The sequence below is a fragment of the Paroceanicella profunda genome (assembly GCF_005887635.2).
In the GTDB taxonomy this organism is placed as follows: Bacteria; Pseudomonadota; Alphaproteobacteria; order Rhodobacterales; family Rhodobacteraceae; genus Paroceanicella; species Paroceanicella profunda.
The window spans coordinates 390993-413294 of the sequence record NZ_CP040818.1; the positions used below are offsets into that span (position 1 = coordinate 390993).

Sequence of the window (22302 nt, forward strand, 5' to 3'; positions counted from 1 at the left end):
AATCACGTACCCGAGCGCGCGGAACCTACGGAGTAGGGCTCCGGATGTCAACCGCATAGCAACTTGCTGACATTTCCGGAGAAGCGCGCGTGGTCCGTCTACGCGGATTCGCCGGGCATTTCCACCCCTAACTGCCAACAAGGCCGGAAGCCGCCGCCCGGAGCGCGGAATACCTGCCCCGGAACGGCACGGGCCGGGGCGGATCGCTCCACCCCGGCCCGGGACCTGCGTCTCATGCTCCGCCGCCGGGCGGTGCCGGCGGCGGTTCAGGCGATCAATCGAAGAACGGATCCCCGGTCGGCGCCGTCTCTTCCTCGGGCGGTGCCGCGGCGATGGCGGCTTCGGCGGCGGCCGCCGCCTCGGCCTGGCGCTCGGAGATCACCCGGGCGTCGCGGTCCGCGGCAACCTGGCGGATCTTCTGGATCGCGCCACCGGTGCCGGCCGGGATCAGCCGGCCGACGATGACGTTCTCCTTCAGGCCCACGAGCTTGTCGCGCTTGCCCTGGGTCGAGGCCTCGGTCAGCACCCGCGTCGTCTCCTGGAAGGAGGCGGCGGAGATGAACGAGCGGGTCTGCAGGCTGGCCTTGGTGATACCAAGCAGCACCGGCCCACCCTCGGCGGGCTCACGCCCCTCGCGGATCGACTTGGCGTTCTCCTCGTCGAACTCGACGCGGTCGACCTGCTCGCCCGGCAGCAGCGTGGTGCCGCCCGACTTGGTGATCTCGATCTTCTGCAGCATCTGGCGAACGATCACCTCGATGTGCTTGTCGTTGATCTTCACGCCCTGCAGCCGGTAGACGTCCTGCACCTCGTTGATGAGGTAATCGGCCAGGGCCTCGATGCCCATGATCGCCAGGATGTCATGCGGCGCCGGGTTGCCGTCCATGATGTAGTCACCCTTCTGGACGAAGTCGCCTTCGGCCACCGGGATGTGCTTGCCCTTGGGCACCATGTACTCGACCGGATCCGCACCTTCTTCCGCCGGTTCGATCGTGATCCGGCGCTTGTTCTTGAAGTCGCGCCCGAACCGCACCGTACCGTCGATCTCGGCGATGATGGCGTGGTCCTTCGGACGACGGGCCTCGAACAGCTCGGCCACACGCGGCAGACCGCCGGTGATGTCCTTCGTCCGGGCCCCCTCGCGCGGGATACGCGCCAGGATGCCGCCGGCGGGAACGTCCTGACCGTCCTCGACCGACAGAATGGCGTCCACCGACATGCCGTAATGGGCGGGGTTGCCGTTATCGAGCCGCATCGGCTCGCCGGTCTCCGCATCCATCACGATCACCTCGGGCTTCAGCTCGTTGCCCTTGGGCGCCGAACGCCAGTCCGACACGATGCGCTGGCTGATGCCGGTCGCCTCATCCGTATCCTCGCGCACCGAGATGCCGGGGATCAGGTCGACGAACTTCACGCGGCCCGCCTTCTCCGAGATGATGGGCAGGGTGAACGGATCCCACTCCATCAGCTTGGTCCCGCGGGAGACGATGTCGCCTTCCTTGGTCAGCAGCTTCGCACCATACGCGGCCTTGTGGGTCGCGCGCTCCACGCCCTGGTCGTCGGTGATGACGATGACCACGTTGCGGCCCATCACGAGGATGTCGCCATCGGCGGTCTCGATCAGGTTGCGGTTGCGGATGGCGACCTTGCCCTCCACCGACGCTTCGACGAAGGACTGGCTGCCGCCCTGCGCGATACCCCCGATGTGGAAGGTGCGCATGGTCAGCTGCGTGCCCGGCTCACCGATCGACTGCGCGGCAATGATGCCGACAGCCTCGCCCGGGTTCACTTTGGTGCCGCGCGCCAGGTCACGCCCGTAGCACTGGGCGCAGATGCCGTCATCGGCCTCGCAGGTCAGCGGCGAGCGGATCTTGACAGTCTGGACCTGTGCGGTCTCGATGATCTCGGAATCGCGCTCGTCGAGCAGGTGACCGCGGCTGAACAGCAGCTCGCGGCTGATCGGGTCGATCACGTCCTCGGCCAGCACGCGGCCCAGGATGCGGTCGGAGAGCGAGGCGACGACCTCACCACCCTCGACCACAGTCGCGGCGGTGATGCCGGCGTCGGTGCCGCAATCATCGATCTTGATGATGCAGTCCTGCGCCACATCCACCAGGCGGCGGGTGAGGTAGCCGGAGTTCGCGGTCTTGAGCGCGGTGTCGGCCAGGCCCTTGCGCGCGCCGTGGGTCGAGTTGAAGTACTCGAGCACGGTGAGGCCTTCCTTGAAGTTCGACACGATCGGCGTCTCGATGATCTCGCCCGAGGGCTTGGCCATCAGGCCGCGCATGCCGCCCAGCTGCTTCATCTGCGCCGGAGAGCCACGCGCGCCGGAATGCGCCATCATGTAGACCGAGTTCGGCTCCATCTGGCGCCCTTCGGCGTCGAACTTCACCGAGGAAATCTCGGCCATCATCGCGTCCGCCACCTTGTCCGAGCACTTGGACCAGGCGTCGACCACCTTGTTGTACTTCTCACCCTGGGTGATCAGACCGTCAAGGTACTGCTGCTCGAACTCCTTCGCGGCATCGCGGGTCTCGTTCACGATGGTCCACTTGGTGTCCGGGATCACCATATCGTCCTTGCCGAACGAAATGCCGGCCTTGAACGCCTCGCGGAAGCCCAGCGTCATGATCTGGTCGCAGAAGATGACCGACTCCTTCTGGCCGCAATAGCGGTAGACGGTGTCGATGATCTCGCCGACTTCCTTCTTGCGCAGGAGGCGGTTGACGATCTCGAACGGCGCCTTGGCATTCTTGGGCAGCAGCGCGCCCAGCCGCAGGCGGCCCGGCGTGGTCTCGAACCGCTGCATCACCAACTCGCCATTCTCGTCGACCTGCTCAAGGCGGGCCGTGATCTTGGAGTGCAGCGTGACGGCACCGGATTCCAGCGCGTGGTCCACTTCCTCGATATCGCGGAACACCATGCCCTGGCCGGCCATCCCCTCCTTCTCGAGGGTGATGTAGTAGAGGCCGAGGATCATGTCCTGCGACGGCACGATGATCGGCTTGCCGTTGGCGGGCGACAGCACGTTGTTCGTGGACATCATCAGGACGCGCGCCTCGAGCTGCGCCTCCATCGAAAGCGGCACGTGCACGGCCATCTGGTCGCCGTCGAAGTCGGCGTTGAAGGCCGAGCACACCAGCGGGTGAAGCTGGATGGCCTTGCCCTCGATCAGGATCGGCTCGAAGGCCTGGATGCCCAGACGGTGCAGCGTGGGCGCACGGTTCAGCAGAACCGGGTGCTCGCGGATGACCTCGTCCAGGATATCCCAGACTTCCGGACGCTCCTTCTCCACCAGCTTCTTGGCCTGCTTCACGGTGCTCGAAAGCCCCTTCGCGTCAAGCCGCGAGTAGATGAAGGGCTTGAACAGCTCAAGCGCCATCTTCTTCGGCAACCCGCACTGGTGCAGCTTCAGCTCCGGCCCCGTCACGATGACGGAGCGGCCCGAGAAGTCCACGCGCTTGCCGAGCAGGTTCTGGCGGAACCGGCCCTGCTTGCCCTTGAGCATGTCGGAGAGCGACTTCAGCGGGCGCTTGTTGGCCCCCGTGATGACGCGGCCGCGGCGGCCGTTGTCGAACAGCGCGTCCACGGCTTCCTGCAGCATGCGCTTCTCGTTGCGCACGATGATGTCGGGCGCGCGCAGCTCGATCAGCCGCTTCAGGCGGTTGTTGCGGTTGATCACGCGGCGGTAGAGGTCGTTCAGGTCCGAGGTGGCGAAACGGCCCCCGTCCAGCGGCACCAGCGGGCGCAGCTCGGGCGGGATCACCGGCACCACGGTCAGGACCATCCACTCCGGCCGGTTGCCGGATTCGAGGAAGTTCTCCACCAGCTTCAGGCGCTTGATGATCTTCTTGGGCTTCAGCTCACCGGTCGCGACCGAGAGATCCTCGCGCAGCTGGTCGGCCTCCTGCTGGAGGTCGATGGCGGCCAGCATCTCGCGGATCGCCTCGGCGCCGATGCCGGCGGTGAAGGCGTCCTCGCCGTACTGGTCCTGCGCGTCGAGGTACTCCTCCTCCGTCAGCATCTGGCGATGCTTCAGGTCGGTGAGGCCCGGCTCGATGACGACATACTGCTCGAAGTAGAGGATGCGCTCGAGGTCGCGCAGCGTCATGTCCAGCATCAGGCCGATGCGCGAGGGCAGCGACTTCAGGAACCAGATATGCGCCACCGGAGCGGCCAGGTCGATGTGACCCATCCGCTCGCGACGCACCTTCTGGAGCGTGACTTCGACGCCGCATTTCTCGCAGGTCACCCCGCGATACTTCATGCGCTTGTACTTGCCGCACAGGCACTCGTAGTCCTTGATCGGGCCGAAGATACGGGCGCAGAACAGCCCGTCCCGCTCCGGCTTGAACGTGCGGTAGTTGATCGTTTCCGGCTTCTTGATCTCACCGTACGACCAGGAAAGAATGCGCTCCGGGCTCGCGAGCGAGATCTTGATCTCGTCGAACGTCCGCGGAGGGGCACTCGGATTGAACGGGTTCATGACTTCCTGGTTCATCTCGTAACCTTTCGTCCTTTCACGTGGCGGTCGCCCGCCGGGGTGGATGGGCAGCACGAACGGCTGCCCGCCCCGTTCATCATTCGGTACCGGAATCCAGCAGCTCGACGTTCAGGCCGAGCGAGCGGATCTCCTTCACGAGGACGTTGAAGCTCTCGGGCACGCCGGCCTCGAAGTTCTCCTCGCCCTTCACGATCGCCTCGTAGACCTTGGTGCGGCCCGCCACGTCGTCCGACTTCACCGTCAGCATTTCCTGCAGGGTGTAGGCGGCGCCGTAGGCTTCGAGCGCCCAGACCTCCATCTCGCCGAAACGCTGGCCGCCGAACTGGGCCTTGCCGCCCAGGGGCTGCTGCGTGACGAGGCTGTAGGGCCCGGTCGAACGTGCGTGGATCTTGTCATCCACGAGGTGGTGGAGCTTGAGCAGGTACTTCATGCCCACGGTGACCTTGCGCGCGAAGGTCTCGCCCGAGCGACCGTCATAGAGGGTCGACTGGCCGGAGGTCTCGAAGCCCGCCTTGGTGAGGGCCTCGTTCACATCCGCTTCCTTCGCCCCGTCGAAGACGGGCGTGGCGATCGGCACACCGCGGGTCACGTTGCCCGCAGCCTCGAGCAGCTCGGCATCGGTCATGTCGGCGGTCGCGTCGTTGTAGGTCTCGTCACCGTAGACGAACTTCAGCGCGTCCTTGACCGGGGTCATGTCGCCCTTGGACCGGTACTCGTCGAGCGCGGTCTGCACCGTGAGCCCGAGGCCGCGCGCGGCCCAGCCCATGTGCGTCTCCAGGATCTGCCCCACGTTCATCCGGCTCGGCACGCCGAGCGGGTTGAGCACGAAGTCCACCGGGGTGCCGTCGGCGAGGAACGGCATGTCCTCCTCCGGCACCACGCGGGAGATGACGCCCTTGTTGCCGTGACGACCGGCCATCTTGTCACCGGGCTGCAGCTTGCGCTTCACCGCGACGAACACCTTGACCATCTTCATCACGCCGGGGGGGAGATCGTCGCCGCGGCGCACCTTCTCCACCTTGTCCTCGAAGCGGCGGTCGAGCACCTTCTTCTGCGCGTCGAACTGCTTGTTGAGCGCCTCGATCTTCGCCTGCTCGGCCTCGTCGCCGATCACCAGCTGCCACCACTGGCCGCGCGACAGCTCGCCCAGCAGGTTCTCGGTGATCTCGGAGCCGGACTTCACGCCCTTCGGGCCCTTCACCGCCGGCTTGCCGAGGATCAGGTCCTTCAGACGCGCGTAGATGTTGCGCTCGAGGATGGCGAGCTCGTCGGCCCGGTCACGGGTCAGCCGCTCGATCTCCTCGCGCTCGATCTGCAGCGCACGCTCGTCCTTGTCCACGCCGTGACGGTTGAACACGCGAACTTCCACGACCGTGCCGTAATCCCCCGGCGACATGCGCATGGAAGTGTCGCGCACATCCGCCGCCTTCTCGCCGAAGATGGCGCGGAGGAGCTTTTCCTCCGGCGTCATCGGGCTTTCGCCCTTCGGGGTGATCTTGCCGACCAGGATGTCGCCCGGCCCCACTTCGGCGCCGATGTAGATGATCCCGGCCTCGTCGAGGTTGCGCAGGGCTTCCTCGCCGACGTTCGGAATGTCGCGGGTGATCTCCTCGGGCCCGAGCTTGGTGTCTCGCGCCGCGATCTCGAATTCCTCGATGTGGATCGAGGTGAACACGTCGTCCTTCACGATGCGCTCGGAGATGAGGATGGAGTCCTCGTAGTTGTAGCCGTTCCACGGCATGAACGCGACGAGCACGTTCTTGCCGAGAGCCAGCTCGCCGAGGTCGGTGGACGGGCCGTCGGCCACCACGTCGCCGGCACGCACCGTGTCACCCACCTTCACCAGCGGGCGCTGGTTGATGCAGGTGTTCTGGTTCGAGCGCTGGAACTTGCGCAGACGGTAGATGTCCACACCCGGATCGCCCGGCTCCGCCATCTCGTCCGTCACGCGCACGACGATACGGGTGGCGTCGACCTGATCGATCACGCCGCCGCGCCGCGCGGTGATGGCCGCACCGGAATCGCGCGCAACCACTTCCTCGATGCCGGTGCCCACGAAGGGCGCCTCGGCGCGCAGCAGCGGAACCGCCTGGCGCTGCATGTTCGAACCCATCAGGGCGCGGTTGGCGTCGTCGTTCTCCAGGAACGGGATCAGCGAGGCCGCGACGGACACGAGCTGCTTCGGCGACACGTCGATGTAGTCGATGTGGTCGATCGGGGCGAGCTGGAACTCCCCGCCCTTGCGGGTGGAGGCCATGTCGTTGATGAAGCGGCCATTCTCGTCCAGCTGGGCATTCGCCTGGGCGATCGTGTACTTCATCTCCTCGGTCGCGGACATGTAGATGACCTCATCGGTCACCTGCCCGTTGTCGACCTTTCGGTACGGGGTCTCGATGAAGCCATACTTGTTCACGCGGGCGAAGGACGCGAGCGAGTTGATCAGGCCGATGTTCGGGCCTTCCGGCGTCTCGATCGGGCACATGCGGCCGTAGTGGGTCGGGTGCACGTCGCGCACCTCGAAGCCGGCACGCTCACGGGTCAGGCCGCCGGGCCCGAGCGCCGAGAGACGCCGCTTGTGCGTGACCTCGGAGAGCGGGTTGGTCTGGTCCATGAACTGGCTGAGCTGCGAGGAACCGAAGAACTCGCGCACGGCCGCGGCGGCCGGCTTCGAGTTGATCAGGTCCTGCGGCATGATCGTGTCGATCTCGACGGAGGACATCCGCTCCTTGATCGCGCGCTCCATGCGCAGCAGGCCGACGCGGTACTGGTTCTCCATCAGCTCGCCGACCGAGCGCACGCGCCGGTTGCCGAGATGGTCGATGTCGTCGATCTCGCCACGGCCGTCGCGCAGGTCCACCAGCGCGCGGATCACGGCGATGATGTCCTCGTTGCGCAGCACACGGGTGGTGTCCGGCGCGTCGAGGTCGAGACGCATGTTCATCTTCACCCGGCCGACGGCCGAGAGATCGTAGCGCTCGGGGTCGAAGAACAGGGTCGAGAACATCGCGTCCGCGGCTTCCACGGTGGGCGGCTCGCCCGGGCGCATCACCCGGTAGATGTCGATGAGCGCGCTCTCGCGGTTGTAGTTCTTGTCCGCGGCCATGGTGTTGCGGATGTAGGCACCCACGTTCACATGGTCGATGTCCAGCGTCGGCACTTCGTCGTAGCCGGCGTCGATCAGCTCCTGGAGAAGCTTGTCGGTGATCTCGTCACCGGCCTCGGCATAGATGAAGCCGGTCTCGGGGTTCACCAGGTCCTTGGCCATGTGGCGGCCCAGGATGCCCTCGTAGGGCACGAGGATCTCGGTCACCTTGCCTTCGTCGATGAGCTGCTTGACGGTGCGCGGGGTCACCTTCTTGCCGGCCTCGGCGATCACCTCGCCGGAGGCGGCGTCGATGATGTCATGCGCGGGCTTGGAGCCGCGGATGCGCTCGGGGAAGAAGGGCGCCGCCCAGCCGGAACGCTCGCGACGGAAGGTCATGGTCTTGTAGAACGCGTCGCAGATGCCCTCCTGGTCGAGACCCAGGGCATAGAGAAGCGTCGTCACCGGAAGCTTCCGGCGCCGGTCGATGCGGGCGAAGACGATGTCCTTGGCGTCGAACTCGAAATCCAGCCAGGACCCGCGGTAGGGGATCACGCGGGAGGCGAAGAGCAGCTTGCCGGAGGAGTGGGTCTTGCCGCGGTCATGGTCGAAGAACACGCCGGGAGAGCGATGCATCTGCGACACGATCACGCGCTCGGTGCCGTTCACGACAAAGGTGCCGTTGGAGGTCATCAGGGGCATGTCGCCCATGTAGACGTCCTGTTCCTTGATGTCCTTCACGGAGCGGGCGCCGGTATCGGGGTCCACCTCGAAGACGATCAGGCGCAGGGTGACCTTCAGCGGCGCGCTGTAGGTCATGTCACGCTGCTGACATTCCTCGACGTCATACTTCGGATGCTCAAGCTCGTAGCGGACGAACTCGAGAACCGCGGTCTCGTTGAAATCCTTGATCGGGAAAACCGACTGGAAGACGCCCTGGATACCGTCCCCGTCGGTCGGGGTGGCTGCATCGCCGGATTTCAGGAAGAGGTCGTAGGAGCTTTTCTGGACCTCGATGAGATTGGGCATTTTCGCGACTTCCGCGATCTTGCCGTAGAATTTCCGAATGCGCTTGCGGCCGGAATACGTCTGAGCCATGCTCGTCCTTACCTATGCTGTTGCCGCGACGGGTGGGGAGAACCATCGCGCAGCGTTCCGCCTGGGGGTCGGATCCAATACGTAAAACGGGTTCCCACTCCGCTTTTCCCGGATCCTTCGTGCCCTCCAGGACAGCCCTTCCAGCGGCTGCCCGAGACGACACGGGCTGAAGCCGCAAAAGAGCGGCTCCAGCCATGCAGAGAGCAATCCTTTAGCGGGTAATCAGGCCCGCAGTCCAGATTACTTGAGTTCGACCTTGGCGCCGGCTGCTTCCAGCTTCGCCTTGATCTCTTCGGCTTCGGCCTTCGGAGCCTGCTCCTTGACGGCCTTGCCGCCGGCCTCGACCAGGTCCTTGGCTTCTTTCAGGCCAAGACCGGTGATGGCGCGGACTTCCTTGATCACGTTGATCTTCTGCGCGCCAGCTTCGAGCAGGATCACGTCGAACTCGGTCTTTTCCTCGACAGCTGCGGTCTCGGCAGCCGGACCAGCCATCATCACAGCGCCGCCGGCGGCGGGCTCGATGCCGTACTCGTCCTTGAGGATGTTTTTCAGCTCGGAAGCTTCGAGAAGGGTGAGACCCACGATCTCTTCAGCAAGTTTCTTCAGATCAGCCATGGCTATGTTCCGTTCAGTTCGTTGAATGTATCCGGTGTCGGTTGCCCGACCGGGTTCACATTGCTGTTACTCAGGCCGCTTCGCGCTCTTCCAGGGTCTTGAGGATCCCTGCAATGTTCGAAGCAGGCGCGCCAATCGCAGAAGCGATGTTGCTTGCGGGTGCACCGATCATGCCGACGATGGTCGCGATGAGTTCTTCGCGCGACGGCATGCTGGCGACCGCATCGACCCCTGCGGGGTCGAGAACCGTTTCACCCATTGCGCCGCCAAGGATCACATACTTGCTGTTGTCCTTGGCATAGGCCTTCGCGACTTTCGCCGCTGCAACGGGGTCCTCGGAATAAGCGAGCACCGTCTGACCCTTGAGCAGGTTACCCATCGCGGAGGAGGGTTTCCCATCAAGGGCGATCTTGGCGAGCCTGTTCTTCGCGACGCGGACCGCCCCACCTGCTTCACGCATGCGGGCACGGAAATCCTGCATCTCAGCAACTGTGAGACCGGCGTAGTGAGCCACCACGACGACACCAGAGTCCGCAAAGATCTGGCCGAGTTCCTCGACCACACTTTCCTTTTGGGCTCTTTCCACAGTCTTGCTCCAGTACAGTGGCGGTCCGGGGTTGCCCCCTCGCCGCCGGCTCGTGTGAACCGGGAGAAGTCTCCCGGTCTCTCAGGTCCCGTCCGGGGTCCCGCCAAGATCCTCATGACGCAGGAGCGCCATTTCGATCCTGTCCGTTCCCCGTCTATGGCAGGGTATTAAGCTCGCGGGCCGAAGCCCCCGCGCACCCACCGTCTCGGACGGATGGCCCCCTCCCCCGGAGGAGAGCGGGCCGGACATCCCCGGGCCTAGAACCCGGGGAATTCCATTACTCGGTCACCGCGTCTGCGACGGCCACCGAGACGCCCGGCCCCATGGTGGAGCTGAGCGAGATCTTCTTCATGTAGACGCCCTTGGCGCCGGCCGGCTTCGCGCGGTTCACCGCGGAAACGAAGGCCTTCACGTTCTCGGCGATCTTCTCGGCATCGAAGCTGGCCTTGCCGACCGAGCCCTGGATGATGCCGGCCTTCTCGACCTTGAACTGGACTTCGCCGCCCTTGGCGTTCTTCACCGCGGTCGCGACATCCATGGTCACCGTGCCCACCTTCGGGTTCGGCATCAGGTTGCGCGGGCCGAGGATCTTGCCGAGACGGCCGACGATCGGCATCATGTCCGGGGTCGCGATGCAGCGATCGAACTCGATGGTGCCGCCCTGGATGGTCTCCATCAGGTCCTCGGCGCCCACGATGTCCGCGCCGGCCGCCGTGGCCTCATCGGCCTTCGGGCCGCGGGCGAAAACGGCGACGCGCACCGTGCGGCCGGTGCCGTTCGGCAGGTTCACCACGCCGCGAACCATCTGGTCCGCATGGCGGGGGTCCACGCCGAGGTTCATCGAGATCTCGACCGTCTCGTCGAACTTCGCGGAGGCGGCACCCTTGATGAGGGCCACGGCCTCGGCGAGCGCGAGATCGGCCTTGCCGGCGAACTTGGCGCGGGCGGCGGTGATGCGTTTTCCGTGCTTGGCCATGATTAACCCTTCACCTCGATACCCATCGACCGGGCAGAGCCCAGGATGATCTGCATCGCACCTTCGACGTCATTGGCGTTCAGGTCGGCCATCTTCGCCTCGGCGATCTCGCGCACCTGCTTCGCCGACACCGAACCGGCCGTCGCACGGCCGGGGGTCTTCGACCCGCCGTCCAGCTTCGCGGCCTTCTTCAGGTAGTAGGAGGCAGGCGGAGTCTTCGTCACGAAAGTGAAAGACTTGTCCTGATAGTAGGTGATGATGCAGGGCACGGGCATGCCCGGCTCCATCTCTGCGGTCTTCGCATTGAAGGCCTTGCAGAATTCCATGATGTTGATCCCGCGCTGACCCAGCGCCGGACCGATCGGGGGCGACGGGTTCGCCTTGCCGGCTTTCACCTGAAGCTTCAGGGAGCCAATGACTTTCTTGGCCATGGGGCCATCCTCCAGTTACCACCCGGAGGACGCGACCTCCGGGGCTTGCGGTTCGTGGTGCGGTGTCACGGCGCGCCGCGACGACCTCCCACGCACGAGACGGTCAGGATGCTTTCTGCACCTGGCCGTATTCCAGTTCGACCGGGGTGGCCCGGCCGAAGATCGACACGGTCACCTTGAGGCGGGCGTTCACGTCATCCACCTCCTCGACCATGCCGGCGAAGCTCTCGAACGGGCCGTCGACCACGGTCACCTGCTCACCGATCTCGAAGGTGATGGCCGGACGCGGCCGCTCGATCCCTTCCTCGACCTGGTTGAGCAGGCGGGCCACCTCTGCGTCGCGCAGCGGGGTCGGCTTGCCCTGCGGACCGAGGAACCCGGTCACGCGGTTGGTATTGGCGATGAGGTGATAGGTCTCATCCGTCAGCTGCATCTTCACCAGCACATACCCGGGCATGAAACGCCGCTCGGTCTGCACCTTCTTGCCACGACGAACCTCAACGACCTCTTCGGTCGGAACGAGCACGTCCTCGATCAGCTCGGACAGGCCTTTCTGCTCGGCCCCTTCCTTGATCGACTCGGCCACCTTCTTCTCGAAATTCGAAAGAACATGTACCGAGTACCAGCGCTTGGCCATGAGACCCCGTCCTCACCGTGTATTAAGGGCGACAGACCGGCTCTCCGGCGCTCTCACCCAATAAATTTGAGCGCGCAACCCGAATCAGCGCGCGCCCCTCTCTTCGTCGGAGTGACGCACTTAACGGCGACTCCGGGAGAAATCAAGAGGCGACGGTCAGCAGACCTTCGAGTCCGAGCTGGATGACCTGATCAACCGCAAAGAAGAAGATGGCCATGATGGTGGCCATGATGAAGACGATGATCGTGGTCGTCACCGTCTCGCGCCGCGAGGGCCACACCACCTTGGCGGCCTCGGCCCGGACCTGCTGCATGAACTGGAATGGGTTGCTGCGCGCCATCACTCTACCTTCCCGTCTTGTCCGCGCTGGCAGGGGCGATAGGGCTCGAACCTACGACCCTCGGTTTTGGAGACCGATGCTCTACCAACTGAGCTACACCCCTGTGCGCCCGCTTCCGGCCCGAAGGCTGTTCGTCGGGTGCAAGGCCCGCGCGGCCAAGCTTGCGTGACGCCGGCTCCCCCAGGACGGGGGCGCTCCGGCGAGCCCCCGCTTCCTACCGACAAGCCTGCGCCGTTTCAAGCCAAGAATTCAGGCGGCGCGCGTCTTTCCCGCGGAACCTGGCTCCGCCCGGCCCGGCAGGCCGGATGTCGGGCGCGAACGGCCCGGAAGAGCCCCCCTGACACCCCGGATCAGCCCCGTCGCCGCGGCCGATGCGGCAGAAGGTCGGCCGCCGCGCCGCCCCCTCGCCGGAGGCCCTCTCCCCCGGCTGCCGTTCCGGCGTCGACATGCCGGCCCTTTCCGCAAGTCTGCCCCGCGCCCCGACTCGCCTTCGGCGCCTGCTGCGAGTCGGGACGACATGGTCGGGCCGCCGATGCCGGGGACGGGTGACGCGTTCCGTGCCGGCGGCCGCGTCGCCGCCATCACCGACCTCCCAGTCATGCTGGCGCAGCGCTCCGGCAGCATCGCTTCGCAGATAGTGGTGGTGGCGGCAGCTCCAGGACGGGTGGCGGTCCGGCGTTCGCCACCCCAGTGCGCCCGGGCACGCGGAGGTGCCCTTGCCGAGCGCGAGGGGGCCCATCGACCCACGGCACCGGCCGCAACAAACGCGAACGGGCCGCCCCGAAGGACGGCCCGTTGCAAACCAGGGTCCGGGCCGGAGCCCGGAACCGATCACTCGATGATCTTGGAGACCACGCCTGCGCCGACGGTGCGGCCGCCTTCACGGATGGCGAAGCGGAGCTTCTCTTCCATCGCGATCGGGTTGATCAGGGTCACGGTGAACTTCAGGTTGTCGCCCGGCATCACCATCTCGGTGCCCGAGGGCAGCTCGACGTTGCCGGTCACGTCCGTGGTCCGGAAGTAGAACTGCGGGCGGTAGTTGGTGAAGAACGGCGTGTGACGGCCACCCTCCTCCTTGGTCAGGATGTAGGCCTCGGCCTCGAACTTGGTGTGCGGCTTCACCGAACCCGGCTTGCACAGCACCTGCCCGCGCTCCACGCCCTCACGGTCGACACCGCGCAGCAGCGCGCCGATGTTGTCGCCCGCCTCTCCGCGGTCCAGCAGCTTGCGGAACATTTCCACGCCGGTGCAGATGGTCTTGCGGGTGTCGCGGATGCCGACGATCTCGATTTCCTCGCCAACCGTCACCACACCGCGCTCCACACGGCCGGTCACGACCGTGCCGCGGCCGGAGATCGAGAACACGTCCTCGATCGGCATCAGGAACGGCTGGTCGATCGGGCGGTCCGGGGTCGGGATGTACTCATCCACGGCCGCCATCAGCTCGCGCACCTTGTTCTCGCCGATTTCCGGGTTCCGCTCCTCGAGCGCGGCCAGGGCCGAACCCGCGATGATCGGAATGTCGTCGCCCGGGAAGTCGTAGGAGGAAAGCAGCTCGCGCACTTCCATCTCCACCAGCTCCAGCAGCTCCTCGTCGTCGACCTGGTCGACCTTGTTGAGGAACACCACCAGCGCCGGAACGCCGACCTGGCGCGCCAGAAGGATGTGCTCGCGGGTCTGCGGCATCGGGCCGTCAGCCGCGTTCACAACCAGGATCGCGCCGTCCATCTGCGCCGCACCCGTGATCATGTTCTTCACGTAGTCGGCGTGGCCCGGGCAGTCCACATGCGCGTAGTGGCGCGCCGCGGTCTCGTATTCCACATGCGCGGTCGAGATCGTGATGCCACGCGCCTTCTCTTCCGGCGCGGCGTCGATCTGGTCATACGCCTTGAAGTCACCGAAGAACTTCGTGATCGCCGCGGTCAGGGACGTCTTGCCGTGGTCAACGTGACCGATCGTCCCGATGTTCACATGCGGTTTGTTCCGCTCGAATTTAGCCTTTGCCATCGCCTTCGTCCCAGTTTCGCCGGACCGGGAAGTGGTCCGGAAGATTCACGCGTGGGTCACTTAGGCAGAAAAGCGCCCCATGACAACAGGAATGTCCCCCGGATGCGCGGTTTCGTCCCGCTCCGGTGGAGCGGGAGGCCTGCGGGACCGGGTGCGAGGGCCCGCGCCGGGCAGGGCGTGGGGAGGATGGAGCGGGTGATGGGAATCGAACCCACGTCTTAAGCTTGGAAGGCTTCGGCTCTACCATTGAGCTACACCCGCGTCGGGCTTCATATAGCCTCGCATCGCACCGGCCTGCAAGCCCTCCCGCAGCCGGTTTCGCACGGGCGGCGGCGGCGCCCCTCCCCCCGCTCCGCCACGTCATCCGCGACAGGCCGCGCGGCGCGTGCTCTCATGCTGCAAACCGGCGAGAGGGAGGACAGCGGCCATGCAGAGCCCGGACACACATGTCGAGATCAGTCGTGAGGGCGGGGTTCAGACCATCCGCCTCACCCGGCCTGAGAAGAAGAACGCGGTGACCGAGCAGATGTACGGCGCCATCGCCGACGCGCTCACCACCGGTGACGCGGACCCGGGCGTGGGCGCCCACCTGTTCTGCGGCAGCGCGGGGGTGTTCAGCGCCGGACAGGACCTTTCCGCCTTCCTGGAACCCGGCAGTGGCGTGCCGCCGCAGCTGGACCGCTTCCTCGACGCGCAGGTGCTGGCCCGCAAGCCCATGGTCGCGGCGGTGGACGGGCTGGCCATCGGCATCGGCACCACGCTGCTCCTGCAGTGCGACATGGTATTCTGCAGCCCCGGCGCGGTGTTCCGAACCCCGTTCACTGATCTCGGCGGCGTGCCGGAGAACGCCTCGTCGCTGATCGCCCCGCAGATCATGGGGCCGCTCTGGGCCTTCGAACTGCTGTGCCTGGGGGAGACCTTCGACGCGGAGCGCGCCCTTGCCGCCCGGCTGGTGAACGCGGTGCTTCCCGTGGAGGAGCTGGAGCCGCACGCCCGCGCCGTGGCGGCACGGCTGGCGGCCAAGCCGCCGCGCGCGCTGGAGGCGGCCCGGGCGCTGGTGCGCGGATCGGTGGAGGAGCGGCTCGCCGTCAGCCGGCGCGAGCGGCAGCTGTTCTTCGAGCGCATCCGCTCGGAGGAGGCCCGCGCCGCGCTGGCCGCCGCCTTCGGCTCACCGCGCCGGAACTGAGACCGGCACCCGCACGCGCACGCTGACCGGCGTCGGGCGCAGCACGTCCAGCCGCGCGAGCAGCGCGGAGACCTGGCCCGGCCCGGCGGCGGTGATCAGCCCGCCGGCCACCAGCGCCACGAGGCCGCTCAGCGTCGCCTCGCCGGGGATCTCGCCGAAGAACACGATCCCGACGGCCACGGCCGCGATCACGTTGAAATAGGTGAAGGGCGCCAGCACCGTGGCCTCGCTCAGCCGGAAGGCGAGAATGGTGAGCAGGTGGCACATGGCGGAGAGCACGCCCAGGAGTGCCGCCCAGCACAGGTAGGTGGCATCGATGGCGGGCACGCCTTCGGCGAGGGCCAGCGGCGCGATCATCGCCGCGCCCATCAGGCTCTGCAGCGCCAGCGGGGCGAAGGTGCCGGAGGCCGCGCGGTGGGCGCGCGACACGGTGTAGAACCCGCCGAGCATCGCGCCCCCCGCCAGCGCCAGCAGCGTGCCCTGCTCCAGCCCCATCCCCGGGTCCATGATGATCACGGCACCCAGGATGCTGAGCAGCGAGCCGATCACCCGGGTCCGGGTGAGCCGCTCGCCCAGGAAGATCACCGACAGCGCGGTGGAGACGATCGGGGCGATGAGGAACCCGCCCACGGCCTCGGCCATCGGCACCATCGAGAGGGCCATGATGAAGCTGGTCATCGCGCCCATCATCAGCGCGGCGCTGAGCAGCTGGCCGCCGAGCCCGGCACGCTCGACGCGCAGCCTCTCGCCGCGCAGGCGCGCCGCGGCGAGCGAGACAAGCCCGGCGGACAGGTAGCGGGTGAAGCAGATGAAGATCGGCGCGTAGGTGAGGGACATTTCCTTCGCGACACCGTCGAGCGCCGGAGTGAGCGACATAGCGGCTAGAATGAACCAGATACCATTCTTCATCTGTCTACCCTGTCTCAAATCTGTTTTTCGGCCATGGGCCGCAGCAAAAATGACGCCGCGCGCAACCAGAGGATGATTCCATTCTTACTAGACCGGAGATTGATCGCGCAAGAGTTGATACACACTTATTAACAATGAGTTATGGAAACCCTCGCGTTAACACCTGTGGCGTGCAGGGGGAACTTCACTCAACCGGAAATGATTTTGACGGATCAGCGCCTTGCGGCGTCACTCTCCGGGAGATCGAGCGGGGCGGCATCGCGCAGCACCGCGAGGGCTGCGGCGGAGAAATCCGCGCCGTCGCGCAGGTGCCGGGCGCCGTCATGCATCACGAGGGGCGCGAGCAGCCGGAACGGGCCCCGCCCGCCCTTGCGCGCCGTCACGATGACACGGCCCGCCGCCCGCCCCTCGCGCGCGGTCACCGGCAGCACGCAGGCGTGGCCGGCGCGGGTGCCGAGGGCGCCGAGGATCTCGGGCAGCCGCTCGGCGCGCTGGATGAAGGTGAGCCTCCCGCCCGGGCGCAGCCGGCGCAGCGCGGCATCGACCCAGAGCGCCAGCGGCGTGGCGCTCTCGCGGTTGGCCCGGTCGCGGCCCGGGTCGGAGGCCGCCGGGCTGCCGGGGGCGAAATAGGGCGGGTTCGAGATCACGTGATCGAAGCTCAGCGTGCGCAGCGAGGCCGGCGGGTCCGCGAGGTCGCCGTCATGCAGCGTGAGTTCCAGCCCGGCCTCGGCCGCGTTGCGCCGGGCGAGGTCGGCATAGAGGGGCTGAAGCTCCAGCCCGTGCACCTCCAGCCCCGGCACCCGGGTGGCAAGGCACAGCCCCGCCGCCCCCACGCCGCAGCCCAGGTCCAGCACCCGGGCGCCGGCCACCGCGGGCACGGCCGCGGCCAGCAGCACCGGGTCGGTCGCGGCGCGATACCCGTCGCGCGGCTGCCAGAGCATCAGGCGGCCATCGAGGAAGGCATCGCGCGTGAGCGCTTCCGTCATGGGTCGGGCGACCACTCGATTCCGTGGTCCTCGAGCATGCGGCGCGCCATGTGCAGCCCGCTCCGCGCCACCATGATCCGGCGCGGCAATACGCCGATACTGCCCTCCAGCACGCTCATATGGACGTCCAGAACGAAGCAGTCTATATCCTCGCCTTCGAGCAAGGCGGTGACGAGGGCGATGAGCGTCGGGTCGTTGGTTCGGAGGAGTTCCTGCATGCCAACGGTGATACTTCGCCGGAGCCTGCAGGTCGAGACCGCGTTGCACGGGAATGCGAGAGGGGACGTATGCTGACCGGGGATCCGCTGGAACAACTCATGTCGCGGCTGGGCACCGACCTTGACGCCGTGAACCGCCTGATCCGGGAGCGCATGGCCAGCGAGCACGCGCCGCGCATCCCGGAAGTGACCGCCCATCTGATCGAGGCCGGCGGCAAGCGCATCCGCCCGCTGCTCACCGTGGCCGCCGCGCGCATCTGCGGCTACGAGGGCCCGCATCACCTCGGCCTCGCCGCCACGGTGGAATTCATCCACACCGCCACCCTGCTGCATGACGACGTGGTCGACGAGAGCAGCCAGCGCCGCGGCCGGCCCACGGCCAACCTGCTCTGGGACAACCAGTCCTCCGTGCTGGTGGGGGATTATCTCTTCGCCCGCGCCTTCCAGCTCATGGTCGAGCCGGGCAACCTCAAGGTGCTTTCCATCCTCTCGAACGCCGCCGCGGTGATCGCGGAGGGCGAGGTGCTGCAGCTCGCGAAGGCGCGTTCGCTCGACATGGACGAGGCCACCTACATGCAGGTGATCCGCGGCAAGACCGCGGCGCTCTTCGCCGCGGCCTGCGAGGCGGGTGCCGAGATCGCCGGCGCCGATGCAATGCATGCCGCGGCCCTGCGCGACTACGGCAATGCGCTCGGCATCAGCTTCCAGATCGCCGACGATCTGCTGGATTACGGCGGCAAGTCCGCCCAGCTCGGCAAGAACACCGGCGACGATTTCCGCGAGGGCAAGGTCACCCTGCCGGTGCTCTACGCGCTGGAGGCCGCCGCCGAGGAGGAGCGCGCCTTCTGGACCCGCGTGATCGAAACCGGGGACCAGCGCGACGGCGACCTCGAACAGGCCCTCGCGCTGATGCAGCGCCACGGCGCGCTGGAGAGCACGCGCGCCCGCGCGCTCGACATCTCCGCCGAGGCCAAGGCCCGGCTGGAGGACCTGCCGCGCGGCGAGCTGACCAGCCTGCTCTCGGACCTCGCCGATTTCGTCGTCTCCCGGGTGGTCTGACCGCCCGGCACCGCGACAGGCGCGCGCGTCCACGCCCTGACGCCATGGCCCCCCGGGCCGTGGCCCGCCGGGCCAACCCGGCGACAGATGCGACGCGCGCCCGCCTCCCCGGTCATGCCCGGCGCGCCAGGTGTCCGCCGAACCCCGCATCCCCGGCCATCCGCGGCGCGCCGAGTCCCGCACCCCACCGCTCCGCCGGCGTGCTTGCGCGCGCCGCCGGGCCGGCCCCGTGCCGTCCGGGCGGCCTGCCGGCTGCACCGCCCCCGCCTGCACTGCCCGGTCGCCGGGTCCGCCGAGGCGCGATGCCCCAGCCGGCAGCGCCCTGCCCGGGTGTGGAAGCCCGGGGCGTTTCCCGCCGCTCCGCAGGGTCAGTCTGCCAGCACCAGCCCGCCGCCGGGGCGGCGCTCGACGCGGCCGGTGAGTTCCAGTTCGCCGATGGCCTGCAGAACCTGCGCGGGCGGCGCACCGGCCTGGCGCAGGATGTCGTCCTCCGAGGCCGGGGTGTGCGACAGGAGGGCTTCGACCCGCGTCAGCAGCGGCGTGGCGCCATCGGGCGTGCAGGGTCCGGCATCGCCCGCCATGTCGCGCGGGCCGGGTTCCGGCGGCGCGTCCGGCGCGTCCCCGGCATCGGGCCAATGGGCCACGCGCAGCGCGGTGGTGCCGGCGTAGCCCAGCGCCTCCTCCACGTCATCGGCATGGCGCACCAGCGCGGCGCCCTGCCGCAACAGGCGGTTGCAGCCGCCGGCGCGCGGGTCCAGCGGCGACCCCGGAACCGCCATCACCTCCCGGCCCTGTTCCAGCGCCAGCCGCGCGGTGATGAGGGAGCCGGACCGGTCCGCCGCCTCGACCAGCACCACCGCGCGCGACAGCCCGGAGACGATCCGGTTGCGGCGCGGGAAATGCCGGGACGTGGGCTGCTCGCCCAGCGGCGCCTCGCTCAGCAACAGGCCGTTGAGGGAGATCTCCTCCGCGAGATCGGCGTTCTCGGCCGGGTAGACCCGGTCCAGCCCGCCGGCGAGCACGGCGATCGTCCCGCTTGCCAGCGACACGCGGTGCGCCGCGGTGTCGATGCCGCGCGCCAGGCCCGAGACGATGGTGTGGCCGCGCCCGCCCAGCTCCTGCGCCAGCAGCGCGGCCATGCGCCGCCCGGTCGAGGACGCGTTGCGCGCCCCCACCACCGCGATGCAGGAGCCGCAGGCCAGCCCCGGGGCGCCCCGGGCCCAGAGCAGCGGCGGAGGGTCGGGGATCTGCGCCAGCAGCGCCGGATACTCCGGCGCGCCGAGGCAGAGCAGCCGCGCGCCCAGTGCCCGCGCCCGCTCCAACTCCGTGTCCACCGCGCCGGGCGCGGCGGGCTCGAAGCGCTTGCCGCTCTCCGTCGTCAGCCCCGGCAGGGCCTCCAGCGCCGCCTCCGCGGAACCGAACCGTGTCACCAGCGCCCGGAAGCCGCGCGGGCCCACGTTCCGGCTGCGCGCGAGGCGCAGCCAGGCGTGCACCTCCGCCCCGCTGCGCGGCGGCGTGAAGGACATGGGGTCTGGGAGGGGGGAGAGGGGAGAATTCATGCGGGCGCCTTCCGGGCTGGGACCCGGAATTCAGGCCGCATCCGGGTTAATGGCCGGTTAAGGCACGCGCCGGCCGATCCCCCCGCGGGCGCCCGCCCGCTCCGCCCGTGCGGGAGCGGCGGGGGCCCCGCGCGTCAGGCGCGCTTGCCGATCCGCGGTTCCGCACCGCGCAGCAGCCGGGCGATGTTCGCGCGGTGGGAGAGGAAGATCATCACCGCCAGCAGCACCCCGACCCAGACCGCCCCGCGCGCGCCCGCCACCGCCAGCCACACCGGCGACAGCGCCGCCGCCACCAGCGCGGAGAGCGAGGAATAGCGCAGCGTGAAGGCCACCACGAGCCAGGTCGCGCAGGCCATCAGCGCGGCCGGCCAGCTGAGCGCGAAGAGGATGCCGAGATAGGTCGCCACCCCCTTGCCGCCACGAAACCCGATCCACACCGGGAAGAGATGCCCCAGGAAGGCGCCGATGGCCGCCACCTGCGCCGGCAGCGGCCCGGCCGTCGCACCCAGCACCAGCACCGGGATCGTGCCCTTCAGCGCGTCCCCCAGCAGGGTGACCGCGGCCGCGCCCTTGTGGCCGGAGCGCAGGACATTGGTGGCCCCGATGTTGCCCGAGCCCTGCTTGCGCGGGTCGGTGAGGCCGAAGAGCTTCGAGGAGAGCACCCCGAAGGGGATGGACCCGCAAAGATAGCCGATCGCCAGCGCGAGCAGCAGCAGCCCCGGTCGGGCGGCCAGATCCGGAATGTATGCGTCCATCAGCCCTGCTCCCGCGTGAACACCCGGCGTCCGCCGACCCAGGTGCCGAAAACCCGTCCCTGCATGCGCCGCTGGTCGAACGGCGTGTTCTTCGACTTGGAGCGCAGCGTGTAGCGGTCAAGCACGAAGGGGGCGTCCGGGTCGAACAGCACCAGGTCGGCCGGGGCGCCGGCGGAAAGGCGCCCGCCGTCGAGCCCCAGCAGCCGCGCCGGGTTGGTCGACAGGCAGGCGAAGAGCCGCGGCAGGCTGACCATGCCGGAATGGACCATCTGCAGCGCCGCGGGCAGCAGCGTTTCCAGGCCCACGGCGCCGGGCGCGGCCTCCTCGAAGGGCAGGCGCTTGGATTCCTCGTCCTGCGGGGTGTGGAAGGAGCCGATCACGTCGATCAGCCCGTCCGCCACCGCCTGGACCAGCGCCACGCGGTCGGTCTCCGGGCGCAGCGGCGGGGTGATCCGGAAGAAGGTACGGTAATCGGCGATGTCGTATTCGTTCAGCGTGAGGTGGTGAACATTCGCCCCCGCCGTCACCCGCAGCCCCTGCGCCTTCGCCGCCGCCAGCAGCGGCAGGGCGGCGGCGGTGGAGATCTGGTCGGCATGGGCGCGCCCGCCGGTGAGCTCCACCAGGGCGAGATCGCGGGCAAGCTGCATCTTCTCGGCCATGGCCGGCACGGCGGGCAGCCCCAGCAGCGAGGCGAAGGCCCCCGCGGTGGCCGCGCTTCCCGCCGAGAGCACCGGCTCCTGCGGATGGAAGATCACCAGCGCGTCGAGCCCCAGCGCATAGGTGAGCGCGCGCTGCAGCAGGCGGGTGTTGTGCACCGGGCGCACCCCGTCGGTGAAGGCCACGGCGCCGGCGTCGCCCAGCAGGCCCATCTCCACCATCTCGCGGCCCTCGCGCCCCTTGGTGAGCGAGGCCATGGGCAGCACCCGCACCGGGCTCGCCTCCCGCGCGCGGCGGGAGACGAATTCCAGCGTTTCCGGGTCGTCGATCGGGGGGAGCGTGTCCGGGCGGGTGACCATGGTGGTCACCCCGCCCGCCGCCGCCGCCAGCCCGCCGGTCCGGAAGCTTTCCTTGTGGCGCTCGCCCGGCTCGCCGATCTTGACCCCGATGTCGATGATGCCGGGGGCAAGGCAGCGCCCGCCGCACTCCACGGTCTCGTCCGCCGCGGGCAGCCCGGCGCCCTCGGGGAAGACGGCGGCGATGCCCCCCTCCTCCACGAGCAACGCGCCGCGCCCCTCGGTTCCGGCTTCGGGGTCGATGAGGCGGGCATTGGCGAACAGGGTCTTCATCGGGTCAGGGCATCCACTCGGGGTTTGAAGACGGTCAGCAGACGGCTCCCGGCCCGGCGGGATATCCC

The 22302-nt window shown here is 68.0% G+C and carries 17 protein-coding genes and 2 tRNA genes; 2 read left to right on the forward strand and 17 right to left on the reverse strand.

What is annotated here, in order from left to right:
- Positions 1-274 precede the first annotated feature (274 nt).
- The 11 genes from rpoC to FDP22_RS01790 all read right to left on the reverse strand — a co-directional run bounded on the left by rpoC (position 275) and on the right by FDP22_RS01790 (position 14537).
- On the reverse strand, positions 275-4501 hold the full coding sequence (rpoC, locus tag FDP22_RS01740) for a DNA-directed RNA polymerase subunit beta' (RefSeq protein ID WP_138579508.1): 4227 nt from the start codon (positions 4499-4501) through the stop codon (positions 275-277).
- Positions 4502-4580: 79 nt separating this feature from the next.
- A complete protein-coding gene (rpoB, locus tag FDP22_RS01745) occupies positions 4581-8684 on the reverse strand; it encodes a DNA-directed RNA polymerase subunit beta (protein WP_138579510.1) in 4104 nt (1367 codons plus the stop codon).
- A 240-nt stretch (positions 8685-8924) separates the two neighbouring features.
- A complete protein-coding gene (rplL, locus tag FDP22_RS01750; protein ID WP_138579512.1) occupies positions 8925-9299 on the reverse strand; it encodes a 50S ribosomal protein L7/L12 in 375 nt (124 codons plus the stop codon).
- Positions 9300-9369: 70 nt separating this feature from the next.
- Complete coding sequence (rplJ, locus tag FDP22_RS01755) at positions 9370-9885, reverse strand: 50S ribosomal protein L10 (RefSeq protein WP_138579514.1); 516 nt, start codon at positions 9883-9885, stop codon at positions 9370-9372.
- A 277-nt stretch (positions 9886-10162) separates the two neighbouring features.
- Complete coding sequence (rplA, locus tag FDP22_RS01760) at positions 10163-10861, reverse strand: 50S ribosomal protein L1 (protein ID WP_138579516.1); 699 nt, start codon at positions 10859-10861, stop codon at positions 10163-10165.
- A gap of 2 nt (positions 10862-10863) precedes the next feature.
- Positions 10864-11292, reverse strand: a complete 429-nt coding sequence (gene rplK / locus FDP22_RS01765; protein ID WP_138579518.1) for a 50S ribosomal protein L11 — start codon at positions 11290-11292, stop codon at positions 10864-10866.
- A gap of 103 nt (positions 11293-11395) precedes the next feature.
- Entirely contained in the window at positions 11396-11929 is a 534-nt protein-coding gene (gene nusG, locus FDP22_RS01770) for a transcription termination/antitermination protein NusG (RefSeq protein ID WP_138579520.1), read from the reverse strand.
- A 142-nt stretch (positions 11930-12071) separates the two neighbouring features.
- The gene (secE, locus tag FDP22_RS01775; RefSeq protein ID WP_138579522.1) at positions 12072-12269 is read right to left on the reverse strand and encodes a preprotein translocase subunit SecE; all 198 of its coding nucleotides are present in this window, start codon (positions 12267-12269) and stop codon (positions 12072-12074) included.
- A gap of 27 nt (positions 12270-12296) precedes the next feature.
- Positions 12297-12372, reverse strand: a tRNA-Trp gene (locus tag FDP22_RS01780).
- A 728-nt stretch (positions 12373-13100) separates the two neighbouring features.
- Complete coding sequence (tuf, locus tag FDP22_RS01785) at positions 13101-14276, reverse strand: elongation factor Tu (RefSeq protein ID WP_143972233.1); 1176 nt, start codon at positions 14274-14276, stop codon at positions 13101-13103.
- 187 nt (positions 14277-14463) lie between these two features.
- A tRNA-Gly gene (locus FDP22_RS01790) sits at positions 14464-14537 on the reverse strand.
- A gap of 166 nt (positions 14538-14703) precedes the next feature.
- On the opposite strand from FDP22_RS01790, the gene FDP22_RS01795 reads away from it, so the two are divergent.
- Positions 14704-15462 carry an enoyl-CoA hydratase-related protein gene (locus FDP22_RS01795; RefSeq protein ID WP_138576753.1) on the forward strand — a complete coding sequence of 253 codons (759 nt, stop codon included), beginning with the start codon at positions 14704-14706 and terminating at the stop codon, positions 15460-15462.
- Here the strand turns inward: FDP22_RS01795 and FDP22_RS01800 are convergent.
- The 3 genes from FDP22_RS01800 to FDP22_RS01810 all read right to left on the reverse strand — a co-directional run bounded on the left by FDP22_RS01800 (position 15445) and on the right by FDP22_RS01810 (position 17575).
- The gene (locus FDP22_RS01800) at positions 15445-16371 is read right to left on the reverse strand and encodes a DMT family transporter (RefSeq protein WP_138576751.1); all 927 of its coding nucleotides are present in this window, start codon (positions 16369-16371) and stop codon (positions 15445-15447) included. The two genes, FDP22_RS01795 and FDP22_RS01800, sit on opposite strands and share 18 nt — an antisense overlap.
- 212 nt (positions 16372-16583) lie before the next feature.
- Entirely contained in the window at positions 16584-17357 is a 774-nt protein-coding gene (locus FDP22_RS01805) for a tRNA1(Val) (adenine(37)-N6)-methyltransferase (RefSeq protein WP_138576749.1), read from the reverse strand.
- A complete protein-coding gene (locus tag FDP22_RS01810) occupies positions 17354-17575 on the reverse strand; it encodes a putative signal transducing protein (RefSeq protein WP_138576747.1) in 222 nt (73 codons plus the stop codon). The genes FDP22_RS01805 and FDP22_RS01810 overlap by 4 nt, the downstream gene beginning before the upstream one ends.
- Before the next feature lie 69 nt (positions 17576-17644).
- Here FDP22_RS01810 and FDP22_RS01815 point away from each other — a divergent pair, with 69 nt between their 5' ends.
- A complete protein-coding gene (locus tag FDP22_RS01815; RefSeq protein WP_170317551.1) occupies positions 17645-18634 on the forward strand; it encodes a polyprenyl synthetase family protein in 990 nt (329 codons plus the stop codon).
- 368 nt (positions 18635-19002) lie between these two features.
- Here FDP22_RS01815 and dprA read toward each other — a convergent pair whose 3' ends face one another.
- From dprA to pyrC, 3 genes are all read right to left on the reverse strand, one after another.
- A complete protein-coding gene (dprA, locus tag FDP22_RS01820) occupies positions 19003-20193 on the reverse strand; it encodes a DNA-processing protein DprA (protein ID WP_138576743.1) in 1191 nt (396 codons plus the stop codon).
- Between the two features lie 134 nt (positions 20194-20327).
- Positions 20328-20936, reverse strand: coding sequence for a glycerol-3-phosphate 1-O-acyltransferase PlsY (gene plsY, locus FDP22_RS01825; RefSeq protein ID WP_430225841.1), 609 nt, complete (start codon positions 20934-20936; stop codon positions 20328-20330).
- Between the two features lie 11 nt (positions 20937-20947).
- A complete protein-coding gene (gene pyrC, locus FDP22_RS01830; protein ID WP_138576739.1) occupies positions 20948-22234 on the reverse strand; it encodes a dihydroorotase in 1287 nt (428 codons plus the stop codon).
- Positions 22235-22302: the final 68 nt, after the last annotated feature.

What these genes read in the sequence shown, in the direction of transcription:
- FDP22_RS01810 (WP_138576747.1), bottom strand. Translation starts at nt 17,575, where the DNA reads ATGCAGGAACTCCTCCGAACCAACGACCCGACGCTCATCGCCCTCGTC.
- nusG (WP_138579520.1), bottom strand. Translation starts at nt 11,929, where the DNA reads ATGGCCAAGCGCTGGTACTCGGTACATGTTCTTTCGAATTTCGAGAAG.
- rpoC (WP_138579508.1), bottom strand. Translation starts at nt 4,501, where the DNA reads ATGAACCAGGAAGTCATGAACCCGTTCAATCCGAGTGCCCCTCCGCGG.
- FDP22_RS01795 (WP_138576753.1), top strand. Translation starts at nt 14,704, where the DNA reads ATGCAGAGCCCGGACACACATGTCGAGATCAGTCGTGAGGGCGGGGTT.
- FDP22_RS01805 (WP_138576749.1), bottom strand. Translation starts at nt 17,357, where the DNA reads ATGACGGAAGCGCTCACGCGCGATGCCTTCCTCGATGGCCGCCTGATG.
- FDP22_RS01815 (WP_170317551.1), top strand. Translation starts at nt 17,645, where the DNA reads ATGCTGACCGGGGATCCGCTGGAACAACTCATGTCGCGGCTGGGCACC.
- rplK (WP_138579518.1), bottom strand. Translation starts at nt 11,292, where the DNA reads ATGGCCAAGAAAGTCATTGGCTCCCTGAAGCTTCAGGTGAAAGCCGGC.
- dprA (WP_138576743.1), bottom strand. Translation starts at nt 20,193, where the DNA reads ATGAATTCTCCCCTCTCCCCCCTCCCAGACCCCATGTCCTTCACGCCG.
- rplL (WP_138579512.1), bottom strand. Translation starts at nt 9,299, where the DNA reads ATGGCTGATCTGAAGAAACTTGCTGAAGAGATCGTGGGTCTCACCCTT.
- rplA (WP_138579516.1), bottom strand. Translation starts at nt 10,861, where the DNA reads ATGGCCAAGCACGGAAAACGCATCACCGCCGCCCGCGCCAAGTTCGCC.
- pyrC (WP_138576739.1), bottom strand. Translation starts at nt 22,234, where the DNA reads ATGAAGACCCTGTTCGCCAATGCCCGCCTCATCGACCCCGAAGCCGGA.
- rpoB (WP_138579510.1), bottom strand. Translation starts at nt 8,684, where the DNA reads ATGGCTCAGACGTATTCCGGCCGCAAGCGCATTCGGAAATTCTACGGC.
- FDP22_RS01800 (WP_138576751.1), bottom strand. Translation starts at nt 16,371, where the DNA reads ATGAAGAATGGTATCTGGTTCATTCTAGCCGCTATGTCGCTCACTCCG.
- secE (WP_138579522.1), bottom strand. Translation starts at nt 12,269, where the DNA reads ATGGCGCGCAGCAACCCATTCCAGTTCATGCAGCAGGTCCGGGCCGAG.
- tuf (WP_143972233.1), bottom strand. Translation starts at nt 14,276, where the DNA reads ATGGCAAAGGCTAAATTCGAGCGGAACAAACCGCATGTGAACATCGGG.